General features: G+C 60.2%; 31 protein-coding genes. 11 read left to right on the forward strand and 20 right to left on the reverse strand.

The features are described 5' to 3' along the window. Nucleotides 1-107 precede the first annotated feature (107 nt). Nucleotides 108-962, forward strand: coding sequence for an RNA polymerase sigma factor RpoH (rpoH, locus tag JFT86_RS08475; RefSeq protein ID WP_003229146.1), 855 nt, complete (start codon nt 108-110; stop codon nt 960-962). Nucleotides 963-1146: 184 nt separating this feature from the next. Here the strand turns inward: rpoH and mtgA are convergent, their stop codons facing one another. Continuing rightward, nucleotides 1147-1869, reverse strand: a complete 723-nt coding sequence (gene mtgA, locus JFT86_RS08480; protein WP_201236428.1) for a monofunctional biosynthetic peptidoglycan transglycosylase — start codon at nt 1867-1869, stop codon at nt 1147-1149. 74 nt (nt 1870-1943) lie between these two features. Here mtgA and JFT86_RS08485 point away from each other — a divergent pair, with 74 nt between their 5' ends. The 4 genes from JFT86_RS08485 to trmB all read left to right on the forward strand — a co-directional run bounded on the left by JFT86_RS08485 (nt 1944) and on the right by trmB (nt 4186). Then, entirely contained in the window at nt 1944-2324 is a 381-nt protein-coding gene (locus JFT86_RS08485; RefSeq protein ID WP_201236429.1) for a DUF423 domain-containing protein, read from the forward strand. A gap of 71 nt (nt 2325-2395) precedes the next feature. Beyond that, the gene (gene thiS / locus JFT86_RS08490) at nt 2396-2596 is read left to right on the forward strand and encodes a sulfur carrier protein ThiS (protein ID WP_122604433.1); all 201 of its coding nucleotides are present in this window, start codon (nt 2396-2398) and stop codon (nt 2594-2596) included. Between the two features lie 60 nt (nt 2597-2656). Beyond that, nucleotides 2657-3451, forward strand: coding sequence for a thiazole synthase (locus JFT86_RS08495; protein ID WP_166221526.1), 795 nt, complete (start codon nt 2657-2659; stop codon nt 3449-3451). Nucleotides 3452-3460: 9 nt separating this feature from the next. Continuing rightward, nucleotides 3461-4186 (forward strand): tRNA (guanosine(46)-N7)-methyltransferase TrmB, encoded by a 726-nt coding sequence (gene trmB / locus JFT86_RS08500; protein WP_201236430.1) that lies wholly within the window; start codon nt 3461-3463, stop codon nt 4184-4186. 130 nt (nt 4187-4316) lie between these two features. Here trmB and JFT86_RS08505 read toward each other — a convergent pair whose 3' ends face one another. From JFT86_RS08505 to JFT86_RS08555, 11 genes are all read right to left on the reverse strand, one after another. After that, nucleotides 4317-4865: an RNA 2'-phosphotransferase gene (locus tag JFT86_RS08505; RefSeq protein ID WP_201231624.1), complete on the reverse strand. Its 549-nt coding sequence runs from the start codon at nt 4863-4865 to the stop codon at nt 4317-4319. A gap of 129 nt (nt 4866-4994) precedes the next feature. Next, complete coding sequence (locus JFT86_RS08510) at nt 4995-5318, reverse strand: DUF3392 domain-containing protein (RefSeq protein ID WP_008083808.1); 324 nt, start codon at nt 5316-5318, stop codon at nt 4995-4997. 35 nt (nt 5319-5353) lie between these two features. Beyond that, the gene (hemW, locus tag JFT86_RS08515; protein ID WP_242489476.1) at nt 5354-6559 is read right to left on the reverse strand and encodes a radical SAM family heme chaperone HemW; all 1206 of its coding nucleotides are present in this window, start codon (nt 6557-6559) and stop codon (nt 5354-5356) included. Next, nucleotides 6556-7152 carry an RdgB/HAM1 family non-canonical purine NTP pyrophosphatase gene (gene rdgB / locus JFT86_RS08520; protein WP_095186987.1) on the reverse strand — a complete coding sequence of 199 codons (597 nt, stop codon included), beginning with the start codon at nt 7150-7152 and terminating at the stop codon, nt 6556-6558. The genes hemW and rdgB overlap by 4 nt, the downstream gene beginning before the upstream one ends. Then, nucleotides 7149-7583, reverse strand: a complete 435-nt coding sequence (locus tag JFT86_RS08525; protein WP_201236431.1) for a DUF4426 domain-containing protein — start codon at nt 7581-7583, stop codon at nt 7149-7151. Before JFT86_RS08525 ends, rdgB begins: the two co-directional genes overlap by 4 nt. A 25-nt stretch (nt 7584-7608) precedes the next feature. Next, entirely contained in the window at nt 7609-8229 is a 621-nt protein-coding gene (gene metW / locus JFT86_RS08530; RefSeq protein WP_201236432.1) for a methionine biosynthesis protein MetW, read from the reverse strand. 7 nt (nt 8230-8236) lie between these two features. Beyond that, entirely contained in the window at nt 8237-9376 is a 1140-nt protein-coding gene (locus JFT86_RS08535; protein ID WP_201236433.1) for a homoserine O-acetyltransferase, read from the reverse strand. Nucleotides 9377-9612: 236 nt separating this feature from the next. Further along, nucleotides 9613-9903 (reverse strand): DUF167 domain-containing protein, encoded by a 291-nt coding sequence (locus JFT86_RS08540; protein ID WP_201236434.1) that lies wholly within the window; start codon nt 9901-9903, stop codon nt 9613-9615. Continuing rightward, complete coding sequence (locus JFT86_RS08545; protein ID WP_201236435.1) at nt 9900-10490, reverse strand: YggT family protein; 591 nt, start codon at nt 10488-10490, stop codon at nt 9900-9902. Before JFT86_RS08545 ends, JFT86_RS08540 begins: the two co-directional genes overlap by 4 nt. Before the next feature lie 10 nt (nt 10491-10500). Further along, nucleotides 10501-11319, reverse strand: a complete 819-nt coding sequence (proC, locus tag JFT86_RS08550; protein WP_201236436.1) for a pyrroline-5-carboxylate reductase — start codon at nt 11317-11319, stop codon at nt 10501-10503. Between the two features lie 23 nt (nt 11320-11342). Beyond that, on the reverse strand, nt 11343-12029 hold the full coding sequence (locus tag JFT86_RS08555; protein WP_201236437.1) for a YggS family pyridoxal phosphate-dependent enzyme: 687 nt from the start codon (nt 12027-12029) through the stop codon (nt 11343-11345). Between the two features lie 56 nt (nt 12030-12085). Between JFT86_RS08555 and JFT86_RS08560 the strand changes: the two genes are divergently transcribed. After that, nucleotides 12086-13120: a type IV pilus twitching motility protein PilT gene (locus JFT86_RS08560; protein ID WP_201236438.1), complete on the forward strand. Its 1035-nt coding sequence runs from the start codon at nt 12086-12088 to the stop codon at nt 13118-13120. Nucleotides 13121-13226: 106 nt separating this feature from the next. Here JFT86_RS08560 and JFT86_RS08565 read toward each other — a convergent pair whose 3' ends face one another. Beyond that, on the reverse strand, nt 13227-13850 hold the full coding sequence (locus JFT86_RS08565) for a C40 family peptidase (protein ID WP_201236439.1): 624 nt from the start codon (nt 13848-13850) through the stop codon (nt 13227-13229). 248 nt (nt 13851-14098) lie between these two features. Between JFT86_RS08565 and JFT86_RS08570 the strand changes: the two genes are divergently transcribed. Then, entirely contained in the window at nt 14099-14533 is a 435-nt protein-coding gene (locus JFT86_RS08570) for a TM2 domain-containing protein (protein WP_201236440.1), read from the forward strand. Nucleotides 14534-14686: 153 nt separating this feature from the next. Here the strand turns inward: JFT86_RS08570 and JFT86_RS08575 are convergent, their stop codons facing one another. The 7 genes from JFT86_RS08575 to gshB form a co-directional block, all read right to left on the reverse strand. Beyond that, nucleotides 14687-15958: a dihydroorotase gene (locus tag JFT86_RS08575; RefSeq protein ID WP_201236441.1), complete on the reverse strand. Its 1272-nt coding sequence runs from the start codon at nt 15956-15958 to the stop codon at nt 14687-14689. Further along, the gene (locus tag JFT86_RS08580; protein WP_095164512.1) at nt 15955-16959 is read right to left on the reverse strand and encodes an aspartate carbamoyltransferase catalytic subunit; all 1005 of its coding nucleotides are present in this window, start codon (nt 16957-16959) and stop codon (nt 15955-15957) included. Before JFT86_RS08580 ends, JFT86_RS08575 begins: the two co-directional genes overlap by 4 nt. Before the next feature lie 27 nt (nt 16960-16986). Continuing rightward, complete coding sequence (gene pyrR / locus JFT86_RS08585; RefSeq protein WP_201236442.1) at nt 16987-17493, reverse strand: bifunctional pyr operon transcriptional regulator/uracil phosphoribosyltransferase PyrR; 507 nt, start codon at nt 17491-17493, stop codon at nt 16987-16989. 82 nt (nt 17494-17575) lie between these two features. Next, the gene (gene ruvX, locus JFT86_RS08590; protein WP_007913667.1) at nt 17576-18013 is read right to left on the reverse strand and encodes a Holliday junction resolvase RuvX; all 438 of its coding nucleotides are present in this window, start codon (nt 18011-18013) and stop codon (nt 17576-17578) included. Beyond that, complete coding sequence (locus JFT86_RS08595; RefSeq protein ID WP_201147622.1) at nt 18013-18585, reverse strand: YqgE/AlgH family protein; 573 nt, start codon at nt 18583-18585, stop codon at nt 18013-18015. The genes ruvX and JFT86_RS08595 overlap by 1 nt, the downstream gene beginning before the upstream one ends. Nucleotides 18586-18821: 236 nt before the next feature. Next, the gene (locus JFT86_RS08600; protein WP_008077848.1) at nt 18822-19721 is read right to left on the reverse strand and encodes an energy transducer TonB; all 900 of its coding nucleotides are present in this window, start codon (nt 19719-19721) and stop codon (nt 18822-18824) included. Nucleotides 19722-19894: 173 nt separating this feature from the next. After that, nucleotides 19895-20866, reverse strand: a complete 972-nt coding sequence (gene gshB / locus JFT86_RS08605; protein ID WP_201236443.1) for a glutathione synthase — start codon at nt 20864-20866, stop codon at nt 19895-19897. 225 nt (nt 20867-21091) lie between these two features. On the opposite strand from gshB, the gene pilG reads away from it, so the two are divergent. The 4 genes from pilG (at nt 21092) to JFT86_RS08625 (ending at nt 24771) form a co-directional block, all read left to right on the forward strand. After that, entirely contained in the window at nt 21092-21496 is a 405-nt protein-coding gene (gene pilG / locus JFT86_RS08610) for a twitching motility response regulator PilG (RefSeq protein WP_007913673.1), read from the forward strand. A gap of 60 nt (nt 21497-21556) precedes the next feature. Further along, a complete protein-coding gene (gene pilH, locus JFT86_RS08615; protein ID WP_085716385.1) occupies nt 21557-21922 on the forward strand; it encodes a twitching motility response regulator PilH in 366 nt (121 codons plus the stop codon). A gap of 10 nt (nt 21923-21932) precedes the next feature. Then, nucleotides 21933-22472 carry a chemotaxis protein CheW gene (locus tag JFT86_RS08620; RefSeq protein WP_201236444.1) on the forward strand — a complete coding sequence of 180 codons (540 nt, stop codon included), beginning with the start codon at nt 21933-21935 and terminating at the stop codon, nt 22470-22472. A 244-nt stretch (nt 22473-22716) separates the two neighbouring features. Next, a complete protein-coding gene (locus JFT86_RS08625; protein ID WP_201236445.1) occupies nt 22717-24771 on the forward strand; it encodes a methyl-accepting chemotaxis protein in 2055 nt (684 codons plus the stop codon).

Genomic DNA, 24771 nt, shown 5'->3' on the forward strand with positions numbered 1-24771 from the left:
TTGCGCGTGATTGGCCTCGCGGTTTTTTTGGGAACTTGCACTTGAATTCCCGGTCAATTTTTCGCAGTGCCGAGAGGCACGAGTATGTAAGTGGGAGGTTTTTTCGTATGACCAATTCTTTGCAACCTGCGTACGCGTTGGTTCCGGGTGCGAACCTGGAAGCTTATGTGCACACCGTCAACAGCATTCCATTGCTGACGCCGGAGCAGGAGCGTGAACTGGCCGAGAGTCTCTACTATGAGCAGGATTTGGGGGCGGCTCGGCAGATGGTGCTCGCCCACCTGCGTTTTGTCGTACACATTGCCCGTAGCTATTCCGGCTACGGTCTGGCTCAGGCTGACCTGATCCAGGAAGGTAACGTCGGCCTGATGAAGGCTGTCAAACGCTTCAACCCGGAAATGGGTGTGCGTCTGGTGTCGTTCGCTGTGCACTGGATCAAGGCGGAAATTCACGAGTTCATCCTGCGCAACTGGCGCATTGTGAAAGTCGCGACCACCAAGGCCCAGCGCAAGCTGTTCTTCAACCTGCGCAGCCAGAAGAAGCGTCTGGCGTGGCTGAACAACGAGGAAGTCCACCGTGTGGCGGAAAGCCTCGGCGTCGAGCCGCGGGAAGTGCGCGAGATGGAAAGTCGCCTGACCGGCCATGACATGGCCTTCGACCCGGCTGCGGAAGCGGACGACGACAGTGCTTTCCAGTCGCCGGCCAACTATCTGGAAGACCACCGGTACGACCCGGCGCGTCAACTGGAGGATGCGGACTGGAGCGACAACTCCAACCACAACCTGCACGAAGCGCTGGAAGTGCTGGACGAACGTAGCCGTGACATCCTCTACCAGCGCTGGCTGGCAGAAGAGAAAGCCACGCTGCACGACCTGGCGCAGAAGTACAACGTGTCGGCCGAGCGTATTCGTCAACTCGAAAAGAGCGCGATGAACAAGCTCAAGTTGTCGATCGCCGCATAATCGGCGCTCAGACAATAAAAAACGCCCCGATCAGCGATGATCGGGGCGTTTTCATTTGTGATTCACCACAACCCCTGTAGGAGTGAGCCTGCTCGCGATAGCGTCAGGTCCGTCACCACAAATGTGGCAGGCAAACCGCTATCGCGAGCAGGCTCACTCCTACAGGGATCTACTGCGTTTCAAATTATTGCGCCCAAGGTGCCCGACGCGAATCGTTGAGCCCCAGCAGATAACTATCCCCACCCAACTGGCTCATCTGCTGGCGAATCCACCCCGCCCGGCGCGACACGTAAGACGTTGGATGGCTCGCACTCCATACGCGCGGGTTAGGTAGAACGGCCGCCAGATAACTCGCCTGCTGCCGGGACAGCGACTTGGCGCTCACGCCAAAGTGATGGCGGGCCGCTGCTTCAGCGCCAAACACACCGTCATCCCACTCGACGCTGTTCAGATAGACCTCAAGAATCCGCTGCTTGGGCCAGAACACTTCGATCAGCGCGGTAAACCAGGCCTCCAGACCTTTGCGCAGATAGCTGCGTCCGGCCCACAGAAACAGGTTCTTCGACACTTGCTGGCTCAGCGTGCTGGCGCCACGGATCGAACCGCCCAGTTCGTTGTGCGCCAGCGCAGCCTGGATGGCGCCGAAATCAAAGCCCCAATGCTCGGGAAACTTCTGATCCTCGCCGGCCATGACCGCCACTTTGAGGTCATCGGAGATCTCATCCCACGGTTTCCAGGTGCGCTGCAGGTCAATCGGTTCGCCGTCGACCCAGGATTCAATCTTGCGTTCGACCATCAGCGCCGTTCCCGGCGGCGGCACGAAACGAAACACCAGGACCAGCAATACGCTGCCACCCGCGAACCAGAGCAGGGCTTTCGTGAGACGACGAAAAATTGAACGCAGCATAGAGATGGCTTGGCCGAACCGGTGGAGCGGGCCATTATACAGACCCTGCCGATCGAGTCTGACTGGAGTTCCACATGCTGCGTGGCTTTCTGATGCTGGCCGCTTTTTTTGGTTTTACCGGAGTTGCCTTGGGTGCGTTCGCCGCCCACGGTTTGAAAAACCGCCTCACGCCCGAGTATCTGGCGATTTTCCACACCGGCGTCACCTATCAATTGGTGCACACGCTGGCGCTGTTCGGCGTCGCATTGCTGGCTACACAGATTCAGGGGCGACTGGTCACTTGGGCCGGCATTTCGTTCGCCATCGGAATTCTGCTGTTCTCCGGCAGCCTGTATGTACTGACCACGACCGGCATCAGCAAACTCGGCATCATCACCCCGTTCGGCGGCCTGGCGTTTCTGGTCGGCTGGCTGTGCCTGGGTCTCGCCGCCTGGCGCTTGCAGCTAACCGCTTGACGCTTGGTGCTGACCTTTAGGTCATGATCGGGCTAGAATGCCAGCCCCTAAAAATGATGGCGGCGTTACGCATGCGCATTCAGTTGAACGGCGAATCCCTTGAACTGCCCGACGGTGAAACCGTTGCGGCCCTGATTACCCGTCTGGAACTGACCGGACGGCGGGTAGCAGTCGAACTCAATCTGGATATCGTCCCGCGCAGCCAGCATGCCGACACCACGCTCAACGACGGCGACAACGTCGAAGTCGTGCACGCCATCGGTGGCGGCTAGTCGCCCGGCCCGCAAGGGCACAGAATTCTGCAAGACCCTCACCCCTCAAGAGGATTCCCCATGAGCATCGTTCGTAGCGACAAGCCTTTCGTCTTGGCCGGTCGTACTTACCAGTCGCGTTTGCTGGTCGGTACCGGCAAGTACCGTGACATGGAAGAAACCCGTCAGGCCATCGAAGCCTCGGGTGCCGAGATCGTCACCTTCGCCGTGCGCCGCACCAACCTCGGCCAGATCGAGGGCGAACCGAACCTGCTCGACGTGCTGTCGCCGGATCGCTACACCTTCCTGCCGAATACTGCCGGTTGCTACGACGCCATCGAAGCCGTGCGCACCTGTCGCCTGGCCCGTGAGCTGCTCGACGGCCACAACCTGGTGAAGCTGGAAGTGCTGGCCGACCAGAAAACCCTGTTCCCTAACGTGATCGAAACCCTCAAGGCCGCCGAGACGCTGGTCAAGGAAGGCTTCGACGTGATGGTTTACACCAGTGATGACCCGATCATCGCCCGGCAACTGGCGGAAATCGGCTGCATCGCGGTCATGCCGCTGGCCGGTCTGATCGGTTCTGGTCTGGGGATCTGCAATCCGTACAACCTGCAGATCATCCTTGAAGAAGCCAAGATCCCGGTGCTGGTCGATGCCGGTGTCGGCACTGCTTCCGACGCCACCATCGCCATGGAACTGGGCTGCGATGCCGTACTGATGAACTCGGCCATCGCCCACGCCGGTAATCCGGTGATGATGGCGCAAGCCATGCAACACGCGATCGTCGCGGGCCGTCTGGCCTACCTCGCCGGCCGCATGCCGAAAAAACTCTATGCCAGCGCCTCTTCGCCGCTGGATGGTCTGATCAAGTAAGAGCCATTGATGACTGAATCGAACGACACGCCTATCCAGACGGAAGAAGGCGACGAGCGCCAACACCGCCGCATCAAGAGTTTCGTGATGCGCGCCGGGCGCATGACCGAAGGCCAGCAACGCGGTCTGGATCAGGGCGCACCCAAGTTCGTGTTGCCGCTGGCCGATGCGCCAGTGGATTACGATGAGGTTTTTGGCCGTTCGGCACCGCGCTCGCTGGAGATCGGTTTCGGCATGGGGCACTCGCTGCTGGAAATGGCAGCCGCCGCTCCGGAGCAGGATTTCATCGGCGTTGAAGTTCACCGTCCGGGTGTCGGCGCGCTGCTCAATGGCGTGCTGACTCAGGGCCTGACCAACCTGCGGGTCTACGATTGCGACGCGATCGAAGTGCTCAACCGCTGCATCGCCGACAACAGCCTCGATCGCCTGATGCTGTTTTTCCCGGATCCGTGGCACAAGAGCCGTCACCACAAGCGTCGTATCGTTCAGGCCTCATTTGCTGAACTGGTGCGCAGCAAGTTGAAGGTTGGCGGCGTTCTGCACATGGCCACCGATTGGGAACCGTACGCCGAATACATGCTGGAAGTGATGAGCGTGGCCCCGGGCTACCGCAACCTCGCCGAAGACGGCAAGTGCGTGCCGCGTCCGGCCGAACGCCCGATCACCAAGTTCGAACGCCGCGGCGAACGTCTTGGCCATGGCGTCTGGGACCTGAAGTTCGAAAAACTCGCTTAAGCATCACGCAATACCCAATGTAGGAGTGAGCCTGCTCGCGATAGCGGACTGACAGTCACCGAAGAGGTTGAATGTCAGACCGCTATCGCGAGCAGGCTCACTCCTACAGTTGTTTTGGGTGTTCGAGAAGTTACAGGGTAGAGATGAAGCGCACCGGTACTTGCTCTGTCAGCCAGACGCCATTCTCTGCCTGATAGAACTTGAAGCCCTGTTCCTGCATCTGCTGTGCGGCAACTTTCAGGATCACCACAGTGCCGTAGCGTTGACCTACGGCTGAGGCGGTGGTGGTTTCTTGCGAGAGATGCACATGATGGCGCGATCCCGGTATCAATCCCTGCTGGTTGATCGAGTCCATGAAGCGCGTCGCCGTACCGTGATACAGCGTCTTCGGGGGCTGTTTTGCCTCAAGCTGCAGTTCCACACTTTTCGTCGAGTGGCCCTGCACGGCACGAATCATTTGGCCGTCCTCAGAAATCGAAAAGCGCTTCTTGTCGCTGCTCGCAACAACGATTTCGATCAGTGCGCGATCGAGAGTGCGACCGTCGCGTGCCGCACCGCTGATCAACACTTCGATATTCGCCCAGCCTTCTGAGTCCAGCGTAAGGCCAATGGCTTGAGGCTCGTGGCGCAAAACGAAGCTGAGAAATTTGCTTGTCTCGTCCAACAGTTTTTTGTTCATGAACGTCCCTGTCTCTTCGCGCAATCCGATGTAGGAGCTGCGGCACGCTGCGATCTTTTGATCTTGAAAGAGCAGATCCAAAGATCGCAGCGTGCCGCAGCTCCTACAGATGTTATGTGTGTACTGAAATCAGCGGCGGTCGGCGACTACGCCAATCAACACCAGCACCACGAGCAGCACTGGTGCCAGGCTGTAGTTGTTGAACTGGCTCAACCCCTTGATCACCCACGGTGTGGCGTAGATCAGTGCGGCGCCACTGCCGATCAGGCAGAGCAGGGCCATCAGTGGCACGCGCAGGGCGCCGGCGATGCTGCCCAGGCGTTGCTCGACCCAGCCTTTGAAATCAGCACCGAACAGCACCAGCAGGCAGCCAACCAGCGCGAGGGCGATTTCCGAGAGGTTGCTGCGGCTCCAGCGGGAGACGGTGGCGAGCAGGTCGAGTATCAAATCCATGCGTTTTTCCTTGGGGCTGAAGTTGAGGGTTGGGCTCAGTTCAGAAATTGTTGCAGCAAGTCGTTGAGGAACAGCTGTCCGCGCTCGGTGGCCGCCAGACGTGACGGTTCGACCTGCAACAGACCGCTTTGTTCTGCCGCTGCCCGGCCTTCGGCGAGGCTTTCCAGCGACAGGCCGGTGCGCTCCGGATACAGACGCGATTCGACACCGGCGGTCAGGCGCAAAGCGTTCATCAGGAATTCAAACGGCATCTCGTCGTTAGTCAGCGATTTTTCGCCAGCCTGAAAGCTTTTCGCCGGATTGAGATAGTCCTTCGGCAGACGCGTCTTCCACGTACGCACGATGCGCCCGTCCGGATGGCTGAGCTTGCCATGCGCACCCGCGCCGATACCGATGAAGTCGCCGAAACTCCAGTAATTGAGGTTATGCCGTGCTGGCCGACCGGCCTGGGCATACGCCGACACTTCGTACTGCGCGTAACCGTGTTCGGCCAGCAGCGCTTGCCCGGCCTCTTGAATGTCCCACAGCGTATCGTCTTCCGGCAGCAACGGCGGCTGGTTCCAGAACACCGTGTTTGGCTCCAGCGTCAGCTGATACCAGGAAATATGCGTCGGTTTCAGCTCGATGGCCTGACGCAAATCGCTCAAGGCATCGTCCAGCGACTGATCCGGCAAACCGTGCATCAAGTCGAGGTTGAAGTTATCGAACCCGGCCTGACGCGCCATGTCGGCCGCACGCACCGCTTCGTCGCCGTTGTGAATGCGACCGAGGGCCTTGAGCTTTTCCTGCTGGAAGCTCTGGATACCGATCGACAGACGATTGATCCCCAGTTTGCGGTAGGCGACGAACTTCTCTTGCTCGAACGTGCCCGGATTGGCTTCCAGGGTGATCTCGATGTCGTGAGCGAACGGAATGCGCTGCTCGACGCCTTCAAGCAAGCGTCCGAGGGCCTCGGCGCTGAACAGGCTTGGCGTGCCGCCACCGAAGAAGATCGAGCTGATTTCACGGCCATAAACGGCGTGCAGATCCTCATCGAGATCGGCCAGCAATGCGTCGACGTATTCCTGCTCCGGCAAGACCGGGCTGGCAGTGTGCGAGTTGAAGTCGCAATACGGGCATTTGCGCACACACCACGGGATGTGGATGTACAGCGCCAGGGGCGGCAACGTCGGCAGCGGCGCCCGAGGCGAAGAGGCGGCGCCGCCGACAATCAGCGACGACGCAGAAGAGTCACGGGTCATTTCAAGCCCAGACGCTGGCGCAGCAGATCCATTGCACGGGCGCGGTGGCTGATCTGGTTCTTGTCGGCCGGGCTCAGTTCGGCGCTCGACACGTCACGTTCCGGTACCCAGAACAGTGGGTCGTAACCGAAACCGTGCTCACCGCTGGCGGCGGTCAGAATCCGTCCGTGCCACAAGCCTTCGCAGAGGATCGGCAACGGATCATCGGCGTGACGCACCAGTGCCAGCACGCAGACAAACTGCGCGCCGCGTTCGGCTTCCGGCACATCCTTCAAGGCGTCGAGCAGTTTCGCATTGTTCGCCGCGTCGCCCTTGCCGTCGGCATACCGCGCCGAGTAGATGCCCGGTGCACCTCCGAGGAAATCCACCGCCAGGCCGGAATCGTCGGCCAGCGCCGGCAGCCCGGAAATGCGTGCGGCATTGCGCGCCTTGAGGATCGCGTTCTCGACGAACGACAGGCCGGTTTCTTCCGGCTCGACCTTGCTCCATTCGCCAATCGAGCGCAGTTGCACCGAGTCGCCGAGCATGGCCTGGAGTTCTTTGAGTTTGCCGGCGTTATGGCTGGCCAGTACGAGTTGCTTGAGGTTCATCATTCGCCGGGAAAGAGTTCTTGGTTGAAATTGATGGTGTTGATCTTGTCGCCGTTCTGCACCTTGATTTCAAAGGTGCGGGTTTCCTGCTGGTCCACCGGGTATTGGGCGATGTAGTAGATCGCACCCTGTTCGGTGATCTGGCGGAAATTCAGCGGCACGCTCTGGCTGGTCAGGTCTTTGACCGTACCGGTGACGCTGGCGACCAACGGTTTGCCGTCCTTGAACACCGAGACATTGATCACGCCTTGATTCTTGCTGCGGACAAGTTCCGCATTCTTGGCGATTTCCGGTTGCAGGTACGTGGAGTTGAAGGTGTTGTAGTGCACCGTCACGTCGCCGAAGGTTTCCTTGCGCTCGCCCTTGATGACGTCGGCCGCCATGGCGCTGACGCTGAGGCAGGCAGTGAGTAACAACAACGCTAAACGACCCATGATCGTCTCCTCGAAAAGTCGTGGTTCAGACCGCGACCTTGTGATCGGCCAGCACGGGGCTGCTGACGCGGTAGATACCAATCTCACCTAATAGATTAGGCCATAGCTTACTGGCCCACCCGTGACGGTGCTGTTGATCCACGGCAAGCCGATCAATGACCTTCGCATCACGTTCGCGACAAAGTTCTTCAAAGTCTTCGAAGGTGCAGAAGTGGATGTTCGGCGTGTTGTACCAGGTGTACGGCAGGAACTCGGACACCGGCATGCGGCCCTTGCTCGCCAGATACCAGCGGCAGCGCCAGTGACCGAAATTCGGAAAGGTGATGATGCACTGACGACCGACCCGGAGCATTTCATCGAGGATCTTGTCCGGGTAATGCACGGCTTGCAGGGCCTGGGTCATCACGACGATGTCGAAACTGTTGCTGGCGAAGTTGCCCAGCCCCTTGTCCAGATCCTGCTCGATGACGTTGATGCCCTTGGCCACGCACTCGGCGATGTTGTCGGCGTCGTTTTCCAGGCCATAACCGGTGACTTGCTTGTTGTCGCGCAGCCAGGTCAGCAGTTCACCGTCACCGCAACCGAGGTCGAGGACGCGGCTGCCGGCGGGGATCCATTCCTGGATGATTTCCAGATCAGCTCTCATGGCTTTCTCACAACGTGATGCGGTTCATGTAATTGCCGAACGCCTGCAAGTAGCGAGGGATCGGAATCAGGAAGGCGTCGTGGCCCTGCGGCGCGTCGATTTCCAGATAGCTGACGTCTTTACGCGCCGCCATCAGTGCATCGACCAATTCGCGCGAACGGGCCGGGGAGAAGCGCCAGTCGGTGGTGAACGACATCACGCAGAACTTCGCCGTGGCGTTTTCGAAGGTCTTGGCCAGGTTATCGTCGAAGTTCGCCGCCGGATCGAAGTAATCCAGTGCCTTGGTCATCAACAGATAGGTGTTGGCGTCGAAGCGTCCGGAGAACTCTTCACCCTGGTAACGCAGATAGCTCTCGACCTGGAACTCGACACTGTGGAAGTCGTAGTTGAGCTTTTCGCTCTTCAGGCCACGGCCGAATTTCTCGCCCATGGAGTCGTCGGACAGGTAGGTGATGTGCCCGACCATACGTGCCAGCATCAAGCCGCGCTTGGGGATCACACCTTGTTCCTGGAACGAACCGCCGTGGAATTCCGGGTCGGTGAGGATTGCCTGACGCGCCACTTCGTTGAAGGCGATGTTCTGTGCCGACAGCTTCGGTGCAGAGGCAATGGCCAGGCAGTGACGGACGCGATCCGGATACGTGATGGTCCATTGCAGCGCCTGCATGCCGCCGAGGCTGCCGCCAATCACCGCTGCCCACTGGCCGATGCCGAGCAGGTCGGCCAGACGCGCCTGACTGTGCACCCAGTCTTCCACGGTGAGCACCGGGAAGTCGGCGCCGAACGGCTTGCCGGTCTCCGGGTTGACGCTGCTCGGGCCGGTGGAGCCGTTGCAGCCGCCCAGATTATTCAGGCTGACCACGAAGAACTTGTTGGTGTCGATGGGCTTGCCGGGGCCGATGCAGCTGTCCCACCAACCGGGTTTGCGGTCGTCGGGGCTGTGATAGCCGGCGGCGTGGTGGTGGCCGGACAAGGCGTGGCAGATCAGCACGGCGTTGCTCGCCTGTGCGTTCAGCGTGCCGTAGGTTTCGTAGATCAGGTCATAGGCGGACAGCGAACGGCCACAGGCCAAGGCCAGCGGTTCGCTGAAGTGCGCCGTTTGCGGCGTCACCAGACCAACAGAATCGGGGGAAAAGGCAGCTGGCATCGACCCTGCTCTCGTTGAAATGAGGCGTAAGTCTAAAGACCGGGGGGGTTAGCGGCAAGCAACTACCTGCGCTGATTCATTCATTGACCGCGACCCCTGTGGCGAGGGGATTTATCCCCGATCGGCTGCGCAGCAGTCGCAAAACCTGCTGACGCGGACTGGCTGGAAGAAAGCAAGGGGCGGCTTCGCCACCCATCGGGGATAAATCCCCTCGCCACAAGTGCTGCACTGCTCGATCAGTGGCGCACCAGATCAGGCAAATCCGGCAACTTCTTCGGCGAGCAAATTTTCACCCGTTTCTGCCGGTTCAACTCGCCACTGAGCAAACTGACCTGGCTTTTGGAAACCCCGAACGCCTTGGCCAAAAAGCCCATCAGATAGGCATTGGCCTTGCCCTCGACCGGCGGCGCGGTCAGGCGAATCTTCAAGCGATCACCGTGCAGCCCGCAGAAATCATCGCTGCGGGCTGCCGGTTGCAGGTGACACTCGAGGATCAAGTCGTCACCGTCCCAGCGAAACCAGCTCACATCAGCAGGCGCAGGATTTCCGGCATCATCGTCATCACCGCCAGATTGTTGATCACCAGCATGTCGATCAGCTTCAACGCCAGGAAGGCGAAGATCGGTGACAGGTCCAGACCGCCCATGCTCGGCAGAAAACGGCGGAACGGCGCCAGCGCCGGTTCACAGATCTGGTTGACCAGTTCGGCGCCCGGGTTGTGGCTGCCCGGGGCGACCCACGAGAGAATCACGCTGATGATCAGGGCGAAGAAGAAAATCTTCAGGAACAGCGCGGTCACGCCGATGATCGACCAGATAAACAGTTGCAGCGGGTTGCCGGTGGTGCCGTAAGTCAGCAGCAGGGTCAGCGCCATCAGCGCCAGTTGCACGAGGATCGCCAGCACCAGCGACGACATGTCCAGGCCGAACAGGCTCGGGATGATCCGGCGCAGTGGCTTGAGCAGCGGCTGGGTGGCCTTGACGATGAACTGGCACAGCGGGTTGTAGAAGTTGGCCCGTACCAGTTGCAGCACGAAGCGCAGCAGTACGATCAGCAGGTACAGACTGCCGAGGGTTTGCAGCACGTAAACCGCTACGGTGTTCAATCCAATCATGTAAGGCTCCTTATTTGCCCAGTTGTTCGGCCATTTCGGCCGAGCGGTGCGCGGCGGCGCCGAGTGCGGTTTCGACCAGGGCTTCGAAGCCATTGGCCTGGAATGATTTGATTGCCGCTTCTGTGGTGCCATTTGGCGAGGTCACGCGGCGGCGCAGTTCGGCGGCATCGACGTCACTGGCAACCGCCATGTGCGCAGCGCCGAGGGCGGTTTGCACGGTCAGTTGTTCAGCAATGTCTTGCGGCAGGCCGAGTTTGACGCCGGCGGCGGTCATGGCTTCGATCAGCAGGAAAAAGTACGCCGGGCCGGAGCCGGAGACCGCCGTCACGGCGTCCAGTTGCTGTTCTTCGTTCAGCCACAGCGCGATGCCGACGGCGGACAGCAGCTCTTCGGCTTGCTGACGCTGCTCGGCGGTCACTTCGCTGGTGGCGTACAGGCCGCTGACACCCTGACGCAGCAGCGCCGGAGTGTTCGGCATGCAGCGCACGATCGGTTGTTCGCCGAGCCATGCAGTCATGCTGGCGCAGGTGATGCCGGCAGCAATCGAGACCACCAGTTGATTCGGCTTCAGGCTCGGGCGAATTGCTTCGCATACGGCTTTCATCGCCTGTGGCTTGACCGCCAGCACGACAACGTCGACGCCATCGATGGCCTGAGCGTTGTCCGCGAAGGTTTCGATGCCGTGTTCGGCGCTGACCTTGGCGCGGGTTTCTTCGCCCGGATCGCTGGCGCGGATCTGCGCGGCTTCCAGACCCTTGGCGCGCAGGCCGCCAATCAGGCTGGCCGCCATGTTGCCCGCACCGATAAACGCAATACGTGTGTTGCTCATGTGTGGTCCTTATCTGGAAACGTTCAAGACTGGGAATAATCTCTGGCGCCAAACAGGGCCGTACCGATACGAACCCAGGTGGCGCCTTGGGCAATGGCCGACTCGAGGTCGTGGCTCATGCCCATGGACAGTGTGTCGAGCGGCAGATCGAGGCTGGCCTGCAATTTCTGCACAGCGGCGAATGCGGCGTCCTGTTCGGCGCGATCTTCAGTCGGCTCGGGAATCGCCATCAACCCGCGCAGCTTCAGTCGCGGCAGCGCGTTGATGGCTGCAGCCAGTGCCGGCAGATCAGTCGGGTTACAGCCTGATTTACTGGCTTCGCCGCTGACGTTGACCTGAATGCAGATGTTCAGCAGCGGCAGGTCGGTCGGGCGTTGTTCGGACAGGCGTTGGGCAATTTTCAGGCGATCCACGGAATGCACCCAGTCGAAATGCTCGGCAATGGCTCGAGTCTTGTTCGATTGAATGGGGCCGATGAAGTGCCAGATCAAGGGCAGGTCGGCCAGTTCGAGCTGTTTGCCCAAGGCTTCCTGCAGGTAGTTCTCGCCAAAGTCGCGCAGGCCGGCGGCATACGCTTCGCGCAGGGCCTCGGCGGGTTTGGTCTTGCTCACGGCGAGCAACTGGACGCTGTTTTCAGGACGGTGTGCGGCTTGGGTCGCGGTCTGGATGCGCGAACCAACCTGGAGAATGTTGTCTGCTATCGTGGACATCAAGAGGCGCCGGCGGTCTGAAGGTTCGCGGCATTCTACTGGAATTGAGGAGCGCTATGGATATCACTGAACTGCTGGCCTTCAGCGCCAAACAAGGCGCTTCCGACCTGCACCTGTCGGCCGGGCTGCCGCCGATGATCCGCGTCGATGGCGATGTGCGGCGGATCAATCTGCCGGCGCTGGATCACAAGCAAGTGCACGAATTGATCTACGACATCATGAACGACACCCAGCGGGTCGACTTCGAGAAACACCTGGAAACGGATTTTTCCTTCGAGGTCCCCGGTGTCGCCCGTTTCCGGGTCAATGCCTTCAACCAGAACCGTGGCGCTGGCGCGGTATTCCGCACCATTCCGTCGAAGGTCCTGAGCATGGAAGACCTCGCCATGGGCGACGTCTTTCGCAAGATCACCGATGCTCCACGCGGGCTGGTGCTGGTCACCGGGCCGACCGGGTCCGGCAAGTCGACCACGCTGGCGGCGATGATCGACTACCTCAACAGTCACCGCCATCACCACATCCTCACCATCGAAGACCCCATCGAGTTCGTTCACGAATCGCGCAAATGCCTGATCAACCAGCGCGAAGTCCACCGCGATACCCGCAGCTTCGCCACGGCGTTGCGCTCGGCCCTGCGTGAGGACCCGGATGTGATTCTGGTGGGGGAGATGCGCGATCTGGAAACCATTCGCCTGGCCCTGACCGCCGCCGAGACCGGGCACCTGGTATTCGGCACGCTACACACCACCTCGGCGGCGAAAACCATCGACCGCGTGGTGGATGTGTTTCCCGGCGACGAGAAGTCGATGGTGCGTTCGATGTTGTCGGAGTCGTTGTTGGCGGTGGTCTCGCAGACGCTGATCAAGAAGATCGGCGGCGGCCGTGTGGCGGCGCACGAAATCATGCTGGGGACGTCGGCGATCCGTAACCTGATTCGCGAGGACAAGGTGGCGCAGATGTATTCGGCGATTCAGACCGGAGGGGCGTTGGGGATGCAGACACTTGATATGTGCCTGAAAGACTTGGTGACCAAGGGCTTGATCAGCCGCGAACATGCGCGGGAGAAGGCGCGTACGCCGGACAATTTCTAAACGCCAAAAGCAAAAGATCACAGCCTCCGGCAGTTCCTACAGGGAAACGCTGATCCCAATGTAGGAGCTGCCGGAGGCTGCGATCTTTTGATCTTGCTTCGAAGTCTTAGCGCTGAACTACGCGCAGCTGCTTGCTGGCAGGCTCTTTCGGCAGCACACGCTTGGCAACCACGTAATGTTTTTCCCAATACGGCTTGTTCAGCGTATCGATGCTCACCGACTTGCCACGACGCGGCGCATGGATAAAGCGGTCGTTGCCCAGGTAGATGGCAACGTGATTGACCCGACGGCTCTTGATGTTGAAGAAAATCAGGTCGCCCGGCTTCAAGTCCTTGCGCTCGACTTTCTCGCCGTGACCGCTGGCCATGGCGTTCGAGGTACGTGGCAGGTCGAATGTGGCGTCGTTGAACGCGTATTTCACCAGACCGCTGCAATCGAAACCTTTACTTGGGCTGCTGCCGCCCCAACGATATGGCGTACCGAGGACGTTCACTGCGCGGCTAAGGACGTTACTGCTTTCCTTGTTGGCCATCGGCGGTACCAGCTTGCCGTGGCTCTTGCTGCTCAGCGTGGTGACTTTGCTTTGCTTGCTTTTGCTCGATGGAGCAGAAGCATGGGATTTAGGGGTGAAGCCGTTAACGTTGGGAAGACGTTGCTCACGATTGGTGGCGTGGGCGGCCAGTGGCATTAATAGGCAGATGGTTAGCCATGTCTTGAAAAATGGTCGCATTAGGCGTGGCTCTTCAGTGATAGCGCGCAACTTTATAACAGCTTTTTTGTCCCTTCCGAGGCCGTTGGTCGATTGACTCTGGAGGCAACGGAACCAAATAAGCGGCAAATTGACGCGATTGTCGGACAGAAGTCCTGTGCTACAAGGCTTTGAAGGTAGCAACGGTAACATTTGCCATGCGTCGGCTACCTGTAAAAAAGTCACAAAGAATTCAAGAATATTTATCTATCGAGTGCAATGAGGTCTTCATGAACAGCTATCGGCTACCCCGAGTGAAGGAAAAAGACACCCACAGTAAATTGATCGGTTACCTGCTGTGGATCTTCGGATTCACCGGTGCTCACCGCTTTTATTACGGCAAACCGGTGACCGGGACGATCTGGTTCTTCACCTTTGGATTGCTGGGAATCGGCTGGCTGATTGACGTATTCCTGATCCCGGCAATGGATCGCGAGGCTGATCTGCGTTTTGCCGATGGGCCGATCGAATACAACGTGGCGTGGATTCTGCTGACCTTTCTCGGTGCGTTTGGTGTGCACCGGATGTATCAGGGGAAGTGGGTCAGTGGGCTGATCTACCTGCTGACGGGCGGATTGTTCTTTATTGGCGTGCTGTATGACTTCTGGACGCTTAACGATCAGGTTTCGGTGCGTAACGCCGAAGGCAGAGGCGCCTTCCAGTAAGCTGTGGCGAGGGGATTTATCCCCGATGGGGCGCGCAGCGGCCCTGAAAATAGTCAACCGCGGATGATCTGAACCACCGCGGTTGCTGATTGGGGGCTGCTGCGCAGCCCATCGGGGATAAATCCCCTCGCCACAAGGTCCCTTGGCAGCACCTTACGCCTGGTGGCTGATCCGCCCATCCACCAGGGTATAGCGAACCACACCCGGCAAAGTGTGCCCCAGGAACGGGCAGTTCTCGCCTTTCGACAACCAGCCTTCACCGGCCACTGTCGAAGCCTTCGGGTCGAACAGCACGATATCCGCCGCACCGCCCACCGCCAGTTTACCGGCCGGCAGGCGCAGTGCTTCGGCAGGGCCTGCGCTCAAACGCGCCAGCAGCGTCGGCAGATCGAGCAAACCATCCTCAACCAGCGTCATTGCCAGTGGCAGCAGCAGCTCAACACTGCTGATGCCCGGCTCGGTCGCGCCGAACGGTGCCAGTTTGGCGTCACGCTCGTGCGGCTGGTGATGGCTGGAAATCGCCGAGACCACACCGGACTTCACTGCTTCACGCAGGCCATCGCGATCGGCGCGGGTGCGCAGCGGTGGCTGCACGTGATAGAGGCTGCTGAAGTCGATCAGCGCTTCGTCGGTCAGGATCAACTGATACAGCGCGACATCCGCCGTCACTTTCAAGCCGCGAGCCTGCGCCTGAGCGATCAGGGCGACGCCGCGAGCGCTGGTCAACTGGCTGAAGTGCGCACGCACGCCAGTTTGCTCGACCAGCAGCAGATCCCGGGCCAGGGCCACGGTTTCCGCCGTTTCCGGAATCCCTGGCAGGCCGAGAAAACTGGCGACGGCGCCTTCGTGGGCCAGGCCACCTTCGGCCAGATCGTGATCCTGCGAGTTGAAAATCACCGTCAGATCGAACGTCGCCGCGTATTCCAGCGCCCGGCACAGGGTGCGGGTGTTGCGGAAGCTTTCCAGACCGTTGCCGAACGCCACGCAACCGGCGTCACGCAGCGCCACCAGCTCGGCGAGCTGTTCGCCGTCGAGGCCTTTGCTCAGTGCGCCAATCGGGAAAACCTTGGTGTTGCCGGCCTCACGGGCGCGGTCGAGGATCAATTCGGCCACGGCCGAGGTGTCGAGCACCGGTTTGGTTTTCGGCGGGCAGCACAGGCTGGTTACGCCGCCGGCTGCGGCCGCGCGGGTTTCGCTGGCAATCGAGCCTTTACGGCTGTAGCCCGGCTCGCGCAGGGCGACATTCAGATCAACGAGGCCCGGAGCGGCGACAAGGCCGCTGGCGTCGATGGTTTCTACTGCGCTGAAACCGGCCGGTGCGGCGCCGAGGGCGACGATCTTGCAGGCTTCAACGTGGATATCGGTGATTTGATCCAGGCCGCTGCTTGGATCGATGACGCGGGCGCCGAGAATGCTGAGCTTCACTGGGCGTTCTCCTGCTCGAATTGACGTTGCGCTGTTTGCCCGCTCATGGCCATCGACAGCACGGCCATACGGATGGCGATGCCGTAGGTCACCTGATTGAGGATCACTGAGTGCGGGCCGTCAGCCACCGCCGATTCGATCTCCACGCCACGGTTGATCGGCCCCGGGTGCATGACGATGCAATCGGGTTTGGCCCCGGCCAGGCGCGCGGTGGTCAGGCCGAACAAGCGGTAGAACTCGCCTTCGCTCGGCAGCAGGCCGCCGGTCATGCGCTCACGCTGCAGGCGCAACATGATCACCACGTCGACGTCTTTCAGGCCTTCGGTCATGTCGGTGTAGACCTTCACGCCGTATTGCTCGATGCCGATCGGCAACAGGGTTTTCGGCGCGATCACGCGGATATCCGGGCAGCCGAGGGTCTTCAGGGCGAGCATGTTCGAGCGCGCTACCCGTGAATGCAGGATGTCGCCGACGATGGCCACCGAAAGGTTTTCGAAGCTGCCCTTGTGCCGGCGGATGGTGAGCATGTCGAGCATGCCTTGCGTCGGGTGGGCGTGACGGCCGTCGCCGCCGTTGATGATCGCCACTTGCGGGCAAACATGTTCGGCGATGAAGTGCGCGGCGCCGGAATCGCCGTGACGCACGACGAACATGTCAGCGGCCATGGCTTCAAGGTTGCGCAGGGTGTCGAGCAGGGTTTCACCTTTACTCGCCGAAGAAGTCGACACGTTCAGGGTGATCACGTCCGCCGACAGCCGCTGGGCCGCCAGTTCGAACGTGGTGCGGGTGCGCGTGGAGTTCTCGAAGAACACGTTGCACACGGTCTTGCCGCGCAGCAACGGGACTTTCTTCACCGCCCGGGCACCGACTTCGAGGAACGAGTCGGCAGTGTCGAGGATTTCCGTCAGCAACTCGCGGCGCAGGCCGTCGAGCGAGAGGAAGTGGCGCAGCTGGCCCTGATCATTGAGCTGCAGCGGGCGCTTGGTATCTAGAGGCGTCATCGCGAGGGGGACTCTCAATAGGGCGGATTAAGGGTTCAAGTCTTGCAGTTCGAGCGTCAGCGGCTCGGGGCCGGACAGCTTCACGCGCTCGTGGGCGGCCAGCGACAAGGTCGCACCGACCACGTTCGGGCGGATCGGCAGCTCGCCGGCATCGAGGTCGAGCAGGCAGACCAGGGTCACGCTGGCCGGGCGGCCATAGTCGAACAGTTCGTTCATGGCGGCGCGGATGGTGCGGCCGCTCATCAGTACGTCATCGATCAGCACCAGATGCTGGCCTTCGATTTCGAAGGGCAGGGCGGACGGGCGCACTTGCGGGTGCAGGCCGTTCTGGCTGAAGTCGTCGCGGTAGAAGGAAACATCCAGCGTGCCCAATGGTGCGTCGCTGCCCAGCTCCTTGAGCAAGGCCTGCGCGACCCAGATGCCGCCCGTGCGAATGCCGATAAAGCGCGGTTCGCTGATGCCACGCTGGGCAAGGTGCGCCGTGAGGCGGGTCGCCATCTGGCTGATCAGATCGGCGGGATTGGGCAGACTCATGGTTGCTCCTTCTTTGACCCGAGCCGCGTCCTGCCGGACGTGGCTGGGGATTTTAGCCAAAAGAAAAGCGCCGAAGCGCTTGTCAGGATTCAAATAGTGCGGTGTTTTCATCGAGCCAGCCCTGCAACAGCAGAGCGGCGGCGATGGCATCGACCGGGTTGTCGCGGTAACTGCCTTTTTGCCCGCCACGCACCAGACGCTCGCCCTTGGCCTCGAAAGTGGTCAGGCGTTCGTCGTGGGTATAGAAGGGCACATTGAAGCGGCCATTGAGGCGTCGGGCGAATTTCTCGGCGCGCAGGCACATTTCGCTCGGTGTGCCGTCCATGTTCAGCGGCAGGCCGACGACGACGGCGTCGGGCTTCCATTCCTTGAACAGCGCTTCAACCTGATTCCAGTCGGGAATGCCGTTTTGCGCTTTCAGGGTGCACAGCTCGCGGGCCTGGCCGGTAATCACCTGGCCGACCGCGACGCCGATCTGTTTGGTGCCGTAGTCGAAGCCGAGAATCAGGCGCAGGGCCATCAGGCGTGCCCCGCCTGGCTGGTCAGCAGGCTGAGGTTGATCCCCAGGTGCCTGGCCGCTGCTTCCAGGCGCAGTTCGCTGCTGGTGTTGAACAGGATGTCGGCGTCGTACGGGCAGGTCAGCCACGCATTGTCGGCCATTTCCGCTTCCAGTTGCCCGGCTTCCCAACCGGCGTAGCCGAGGGCAATCAGGCTTTTCGCAGGGCCGACGCCGTCAGCGATGGCGAACAGCACGTCCTGCGAGGTCGACAGGGCCAGATCGCCGTCCAGTTGCGCGGTGGCCTGGAAGGTCTTGCCCGCCGGGTGCAGGACAAAACCGCGATCGGTCTGCACCGGGCCGCCAATGAAGATCGGTACATGCTGGCAGAGGGCCGGCGGATCGATGTCCGGGCGCAGTTGCTCAAGAATGTCAGCCAGATTCAGCTCTTGCGGTCGATTGACCACCAGCCCCATGGCGCCATTGGCCGTGTGCTCGACGATGTAGGTCAAGGTGTGGGCAAAGTTCGGGTCGGCCATGTGTGGCATGGCGATCAGGAATTGATGCTTGAGGTAGCTGGGGCTGACGTTTTTCATGTGCGCTAGTGTGGCGTTCGAGGGGCGAACTGACAAGCTGGAGATGCTTACACCTACACAGTTCCGATGTTGGAACCGCGCCTTTTGTGGTGAGGGGATTTATCCCCGACCGGCTGCGCAGCAGTCGCAAAACCATCACGCACGGTTTGTCAGGCAGATCATGTCAAAGGATTCAGGGCCGCTTCGCGCCCCATCGGGGATAAATCCCCTCACCACAAAGGCCCACCCGGCACTATTCAATTGCTCGAGAGCTTGTCGCCCCGGGCGAATTTCCAGGTGCGGATGATTTCCAGTCGATCGATATCCGACAAGTCCCCGGTAAACGGGGCGAACGGTGCTGCCAGGCGCACGATGCGCTGCGCCGCCTGATCCAGCAACGGCTGGCCCGACGACTCCAGCACCAGCACTTCATACAGCGAACCATCGCGGTTGATCGACACCATCAGGCGCAAATTGCCGTAGATCTGCTTGCGCCGTGCTTCCTCGGGGTAATTGAGGTTGCCGATGCGCTCGACTTTCTTGCGCCAGTCGTCTTTGTACCAAGCGCCCTTGTCGCGCATGGTCGAGGCTGCGCTCAAACGGTGAATGCGCGGGCGCTTGGCGTAGAGCTGTTGCTCCTTGGCCAGTTCCGCTTCGAGGCTGGCAATGTCGCTGGACAGCTGCGAGCTGTCGAACTCTGGCGCGTCGACCGTCGGTTTGACTTCGGTTTTGGTTTCTTCTTTCTTGGTCGGCGCCTTTTTCGGCTTTGGCGCGACGGTGGTCACCGCAGCCTTGGGCGCGGCCTCCTGCACTTCCGGTTTGGCGGCCGGAGGCGGAGTAACTTTCTTGACCTGGTTGTCCTGGAATGGCGCGACCTCGGTGGTCTTCGGAATCGCCTTCTTGTCCAGCGTGCCGCTGCCTTCCTGATGTTCCTGCGCGAGAAAGTCAGCCTTCTCCGGCTTCTTTTCGCTCTTGAAGGTGGCGAGGGTGATTTCCAGGGTTTTGCTGATTTGCTTGGGCTCGACCATGGTGAAGCCGACGCCCAGCAGCAGCGCCAAGTGAATCAGCGCCGCAAGAAACAGGGTAAATCCGAGGCGATCGGCCGGGCGCACGCCACGATGGGCGAGTTCTGCGGGCAGATCGGACGGGAGGGTCATGACAGAAAAACCAACATCGCGTTTTTAAGGGCTCGGCATGATAACGCAATGTTGGTTTTAAGCTGCAAGTGACTAGCTTCAAGCGACAAGATGCATAGGGGCAGCTGCAAGTTTCGAGCTACAAGCTGCAAGTAAATGCTTGTAGCTCATGGCTTGCAGCTTGTAGCTGGCCGTCAGGCTTGCGGCTTGCGGCTAGAAGCTTGCAGCTTTTTCTCAATAGCATCCATGAGCATGCCGCCGATGTCAGTGCCAAATGCGTTGTCGATTTCGCGGATGCAGGTCGGGCTGGTGACGTTGATTTCGGTGAGGCTTTCACCGATCACGTCGAGACCGACGAACAGCAGGCCTTTTTCACGCAGGGTCGGCCCGACTTGTGCGGCGATCCAGCGATCCTTGTCGGTCAGCGGGCGCGCTTCACCACGACCACCAGCGGCGAGGTTGCCACGGGTTTCGCCCTGCGCCGGAATCCGCGCCAGGCAATAATCCACCGGCTCACCGTCGATCATCAGGATGCGCTTGTCGCCGTCCTTGATCGCCGGCAGGTAGGCCTGGCCCATGATCTGCTGGCCACCGAGGGCGGTCAGGGTTTCGAGAATCACCGACAGGTTCGGATCACCGGCACGATGGCGGAAAATCGAAGTGCCGCCCATGCCATCCAGCGGCTTGAGGATTACGTCGCCGTGTTTCGCGGCGAATTCACGCAGCACATCGGCGCGGCGGCTGACGATGGTCGGCGGTGTGCACTGCGGGAACAGCGTGGCGAACAGCTTTTCATTGCAGTCGCGCAGGCTCTGCGGCTTGTTCACCACCAGCACGCCGGCGGTTTCGGCCTGTTCGAGCAGGTAGGTGGAGTAGACGAACTCCATGTCGAACGGCGGATCCTTGCGCATCAGGATCACGTCCAGATCGCTCAGCAGATTGTCCTGCTCGGCGTCCAGTTCGAACCATTTTTCCGGGTTGGCGAAGACTTTCAGCGGTTTCATCCGCGCCCGCGCCTGACCTTCGGCCTGATACAGGTCGCGCTGCTCCATATAGAACAGTTCCCAGCCGCGCTTCTGCGCGGCCAGCAGCATGGCCAGCGAGCTATCCTTTTTATAGGAGATGCTGGCGATAGGGTCCATGACAATCCCGACGCGAACGCTCATTGGGTTTTCCTCGAAAATTGGCTACCGGATCGGTATTGAAAAAGTGCCGCCAGAGTGGCGCTGGCAGGGTTTTCGGTCAAGGAAAAACCCGTCGATAGATTGCATCTGGAGACTGTGCTAAAAAGGCTGGCATAGCGTGCTGGCCCTTGAGCATCAAGGGTTTCCAGCCATTACTCATCGCAAAACGGACAATTTGATTCGCAAAGGCGACGGTAGAGCCCCCTTATGGAACAGCAGTCCAGCGCCTTGAAGGTCATGGTGATCGACGACTCGAAAACGATTCGACGCACCGCCGAAACCTTGTTGAAAAATGTGGGTTGTGAAGTCATTACGGCGATCGACGGTTTCGACGCCCTGGCGAAGATCGCCGACAACCATCCCGGAATCATTTTTGTCGACATCATGATGCCGCGTCTGGATGGTTATCAGACCTGCGCTTTAATCAAGAACAACAGCGCGTTCAAGGCGACACCGGTGATCATGCTGTCGTCCAGGGACGGGCTGTTCGACAAGGCCAAGGGGCGGATTGTCGGTTCCGATCAATTTTTGACCAAGCCTTTCAGCAAGGAAGAACTGCTCAACGCGATTCAAGCCCATGTTCCGGGCTTCGCCGCCGTTTTGCCGCAGTAAGACACGTACAGTGACGCTCGGCCAGCGGGCCGGGGGTCGACAAGAAAAATGGGGAAAACCATGGCACGTATCCTGATCGTCGATGATTCGCCGACTGAAATGTACAAACTGACCGGCATGCTCGAAAAGCACGGTCACGAAGTGCTCAAAGCCGAAAATGGCGCCGACGGTGTCGCACTGGCCCGCCAGGAAAAGCCCGATGCCGTGCTGATGGACATCGTCATGCCCGGCCTCAACGGTTTCCAGGCAACCCGTCAGTTGACCAAAGACCCGGACACCGGGCATATCCCGGTCATCATCATCACCACCAAGGATCAGGAAACCGACAAGGTCTGGGGCACCCGCCAGGGCGCCAGGGACTACCTGACCAAACCGGTCGACGAAGACACCCTGATCAAGACCCTGAACAACGTGCTGGCCGGTTGATCGCACGGCCATGAGCGAATCGCTGACCGCGTTCGAACTGCTCTGGCAGATTGACCAGCGCTGCCGACTGCTGGCGGCTGACCTGCCGTCGCAGGCAGCACGCCAGGATCGCTGGAGCGGCATCGGCTTTCGCCTTGGCGAGCACTGGTATGTCGCACCGATGGGCGAAGTCAGCGAAGTGCTGCACGAACCGCGCTTCACCCAATTGCCCGGGGTCAAACCGTGGGTCAAAGGCGTGGCTAACCTGCGCGGGCGGCTGCTGCCGATCATGGATTTGTGCGGTTTCTTCGGGCATGAGTTGTCGCCATTGCGCAAGCAGCGGCGGGTTTTGGTAGTGGAACATGGGGAGGTGTTTGCCGGATTGATGGTCGACGAGGTCATCGGTTTGCAGCACTTCGAGCAGAACAGCTTTGAACCCGTTTCGATCAGCAAGCGCCAGGGCTCCAAGGCCGAGTTCGTCAAAGGCTATTTCCGGCGCGAGCAGAACTGGCGGGTGTTCAGTCTGTTTGCGCTGGCAAAGTCCCCGGTGTTCATGAGTGTCGCAATTTAGTCGAAACAACAGAGAACCCATGTGTGAATGGGCCATGTGGTATTGGGATTCTGTGGTGAGGGGATTTATCCCCGATGGGCCGCGCAGCGGCCCCAGAACATGAGTTGTATCTGTTACATCTCAAGTGTTGGTTTTGGGTTGGCTTCGCCAACCATCGGGGATAAATCCCCTCGCCACAGAATCCCTTCACCCCCAAGGCTAGTTCCTACAGGTTCTTCGGTGAGCTTCAAACAGGCGAGGACCGATGACAAAAGCAAAAACAGGCAAGCCAGCGGAAGGATCGCGCAGTCGCTCGCAGATCATCGTGCTGTTCATCGCACTGATCGTGTTCATCATGCTGCTGTTCGCCAACTTCGCTTACCTCAACACCCAGGCGAACTACGACAAACAGTACATCGGCCATGCCGGTGAACTGCGCGTGCTGTCGCAGCGCATTGCCAAGAACGCCACCGAAGCCGCCGCCGGCAAGGCTGCCGCGTTCAAGTTGCTCAGTGATGCGCGCAACGATTTCGCCCAGCGCTGGGGTTACCTGAAAAAGGGCGACCCGGCCACCGGTCTGCCGCCCGCGCCGTCGACTGTGCGCCCGGAAATGCGCGCCGTGCAGCTCGATTGGGAACGCCTGCTGAAAAACACCGACGCCATTCTCTCCAGCGAACAGACTGTGCTGTCGCTGCATCAGGTCGCTGCAACACTGGCCGAAACCGTGCCGCAGTTGCAGATCGAATACGAAAAAGTCGTCGAAATCCTCCTGCAACGTGGCGCTCCGGCCGCGCAGGTGGCGATGGCCCAGCGTCAATCGCTGCTGGCCGAACGCATCCTTGGCGCGGTCAACACCGTGCTCGCCGGCGACGAAAACTCCCAGCAAGCCGCCGATGCCTTTGGCCGCGACGCCACCCGTTTCGGCCAGGTGCTCAACGGCATGCTGCAAGGCAACCCGACGCTGAAAATCACCCAGGTCGAAGACCACGATGCCCGCGCCCGTCTGAGCGAGATTTCCGAGCTGTTCCAGTTCGTTTCAGGCTCGGTGGATGAAATCCTCGAAACCTCGCCGGAGCTGTTCAAGGTCCGCGAGTCGGCCACCAATATCTTCAGCCTCTCGCAAACCCTGCTCGACGAAGCCTCGCACCTGGCCAGCGGTTTCGAAAACCTTGCCGGCGGGCGCAGCACCGACACCATTGGTGGCTATGTCCTTGGTTTACTGGCCCTGGCCTCGATCATCCTGATCGGCATGGTCATGGTCCGTGAAACCAATCGCCAGTTGCGCGAGACCGCCGAGAAGAATGAACGCAACCAGAACGCGATCATGCGCCTGCTCGATGAAATCGAGGACCTGGCCGATGGCGATCTCACTGTGACAGCCTCGGTGACTGAGGACTTCACCGGCACCATTGCCGACTCGATCAACTATTCCGTCGACCAACTGCGCGATCTGGTCGCGACGATCAACCTCACCGCCGGCCAGGTCGCCGCTGCCGTACAGGAAACCCAAGCCACCGCCATGCACCTGGCGCAAGCCTCGGAGCATCAGGCGCAGCAGATTTCCGAAGCCTCGACCGCGATCAGCGACATGGCGCAGTCCATCGATCAGGTTTCGGCCAACGCCGCCGAGTCCTCGGCGGTGGCCGAGCGTTCGGTGGAAATCGCCAACAAAGGCAACGAAGTGGTGCACAACACCATCCACGGCATGGACAACATTCGCGAACAGATTCAGGACACCGCCAAGCGCATCAAGCGCCTGGGCGAGTCGTCGCAGGAAATCGGCGACATCGTCAGCCTGATCGACGACATCGCCGACCAGACCAACATCCTCGCCCTCAACGCCGCAATTCAGGCGTCGATGGCCGGTGATGCCGGGCGCGGTTTTGCCGTGGTCGCCGACGAAGTGCAACGGCTGGCCGAGCGCTCGTCTGCTGCCACCCGGCAGATCGAAACACTGGTGCGGGCGATCCAGACCGACACCAACGAAGCGGTGATTTCCATGGAGCAGACCACCACCGAAGTGGTGCGCGGCGCGCGGCTGGCGCAGGATGCCGGGGTGGCCCTGGAAGAAATCGAAGGCGTATCGAAAACCCTCGCGGCGCTGATCCAGAGCATCTCCAACGCCGCGCAGCAGCAGACGACCTCGGCCGGGCAGATTTCCCTGACGATGAACGTGATCCAGCAGATCACCACGCAAACGTCGTCGGGCTCCACAGCCACCGCCGAGAGCATCGGCAACCTGACGAAAATGGCCAGCCAGTTGCGCCGTTCGGTCTCCGGTTTCACCTTGCCGGCAGCGCCGACGACGGATAAAGCGTAA

This window comes from Pseudomonas sp. TH06 (assembly GCF_016651305.1).
Lineage (GTDB): Bacteria > Pseudomonadota > Gammaproteobacteria > Pseudomonadales > Pseudomonadaceae > Aquipseudomonas.

Coding starts and splice junctions, on each gene's coding strand:
- pilH (WP_085716385.1), top strand. CDS start 21,557: ATGGCACGTATCCTGATCGTCGATGATTCGCCGACTGAAATGTACAAA.
- rdgB (WP_095186987.1), bottom strand. CDS start 7,152: ATGATGAACCTCAAGCAACTCGTACTGGCCAGCCATAACGCCGGCAAA.
- JFT86_RS08545 (WP_201236435.1), bottom strand. CDS start 10,490: ATGATTGGATTGAACACCGTAGCGGTTTACGTGCTGCAAACCCTCGGC.
- JFT86_RS08595 (WP_201147622.1), bottom strand. CDS start 18,585: ATGAAAAACGTCAGCCCCAGCTACCTCAAGCATCAATTCCTGATCGCC.
- JFT86_RS08525 (WP_201236431.1), bottom strand. CDS start 7,583: ATGGGTCGTTTAGCGTTGTTGTTACTCACTGCCTGCCTCAGCGTCAGC.
- JFT86_RS08580 (WP_095164512.1), bottom strand. CDS start 16,959: ATGACGCCTCTAGATACCAAGCGCCCGCTGCAGCTCAATGATCAGGGC.
- JFT86_RS08535 (WP_201236433.1), bottom strand. CDS start 9,376: ATGCCAGCTGCCTTTTCCCCCGATTCTGTTGGTCTGGTGACGCCGCAA.
- JFT86_RS08625 (WP_201236445.1), top strand. CDS start 22,717: ATGACAAAAGCAAAAACAGGCAAGCCAGCGGAAGGATCGCGCAGTCGC.
- gshB (WP_201236443.1), bottom strand. CDS start 20,866: ATGAGCGTTCGCGTCGGGATTGTCATGGACCCTATCGCCAGCATCTCC.
- JFT86_RS08570 (WP_201236440.1), top strand. CDS start 14,099: ATGAACAGCTATCGGCTACCCCGAGTGAAGGAAAAAGACACCCACAGT.
- hemW (WP_242489476.1), bottom strand. CDS start 6,559: ATGACCCGTGACTCTTCTGCGTCGTCGCTGATTGTCGGCGGCGCCGCC.
- thiS (WP_122604433.1), top strand. CDS start 2,396: ATGCGCATTCAGTTGAACGGCGAATCCCTTGAACTGCCCGACGGTGAA.
- JFT86_RS08600 (WP_008077848.1), bottom strand. CDS start 19,721: ATGACCCTCCCGTCCGATCTGCCCGCAGAACTCGCCCATCGTGGCGTG.
- trmB (WP_201236430.1), top strand. CDS start 3,461: ATGACTGAATCGAACGACACGCCTATCCAGACGGAAGAAGGCGACGAG.
- JFT86_RS08560 (WP_201236438.1), top strand. CDS start 12,086: ATGGATATCACTGAACTGCTGGCCTTCAGCGCCAAACAAGGCGCTTCC.
- JFT86_RS08505 (WP_201231624.1), bottom strand. CDS start 4,865: ATGAACAAAAAACTGTTGGACGAGACAAGCAAATTTCTCAGCTTCGTT.
- pilG (WP_007913673.1), top strand. CDS start 21,092: ATGGAACAGCAGTCCAGCGCCTTGAAGGTCATGGTGATCGACGACTCG.
- metW (WP_201236432.1), bottom strand. CDS start 8,229: ATGAGAGCTGATCTGGAAATCATCCAGGAATGGATCCCCGCCGGCAGC.
- JFT86_RS08565 (WP_201236439.1), bottom strand. CDS start 13,850: ATGCGACCATTTTTCAAGACATGGCTAACCATCTGCCTATTAATGCCA.
- proC (WP_201236436.1), bottom strand. CDS start 11,319: ATGAGCAACACACGTATTGCGTTTATCGGTGCGGGCAACATGGCGGCC.
- mtgA (WP_201236428.1), bottom strand. CDS start 1,869: ATGCTGCGTTCAATTTTTCGTCGTCTCACGAAAGCCCTGCTCTGGTTC.
- JFT86_RS08495 (WP_166221526.1), top strand. CDS start 2,657: ATGAGCATCGTTCGTAGCGACAAGCCTTTCGTCTTGGCCGGTCGTACT.
- pyrR (WP_201236442.1), bottom strand. CDS start 17,493: ATGAGTCTGCCCAATCCCGCCGATCTGATCAGCCAGATGGCGACCCGC.
- JFT86_RS08485 (WP_201236429.1), top strand. CDS start 1,944: ATGCTGCGTGGCTTTCTGATGCTGGCCGCTTTTTTTGGTTTTACCGGA.
- rpoH (WP_003229146.1), top strand. CDS start 108: ATGACCAATTCTTTGCAACCTGCGTACGCGTTGGTTCCGGGTGCGAAC.
- JFT86_RS08555 (WP_201236437.1), bottom strand. CDS start 12,029: ATGTCCACGATAGCAGACAACATTCTCCAGGTTGGTTCGCGCATCCAG.
- JFT86_RS08620 (WP_201236444.1), top strand. CDS start 21,933: ATGAGCGAATCGCTGACCGCGTTCGAACTGCTCTGGCAGATTGACCAG.
- JFT86_RS08510 (WP_008083808.1), bottom strand. CDS start 5,318: ATGGATTTGATACTCGACCTGCTCGCCACCGTCTCCCGCTGGAGCCGC.
- ruvX (WP_007913667.1), bottom strand. CDS start 18,013: ATGGCCCTGCGCCTGATTCTCGGCTTCGACTACGGCACCAAACAGATC.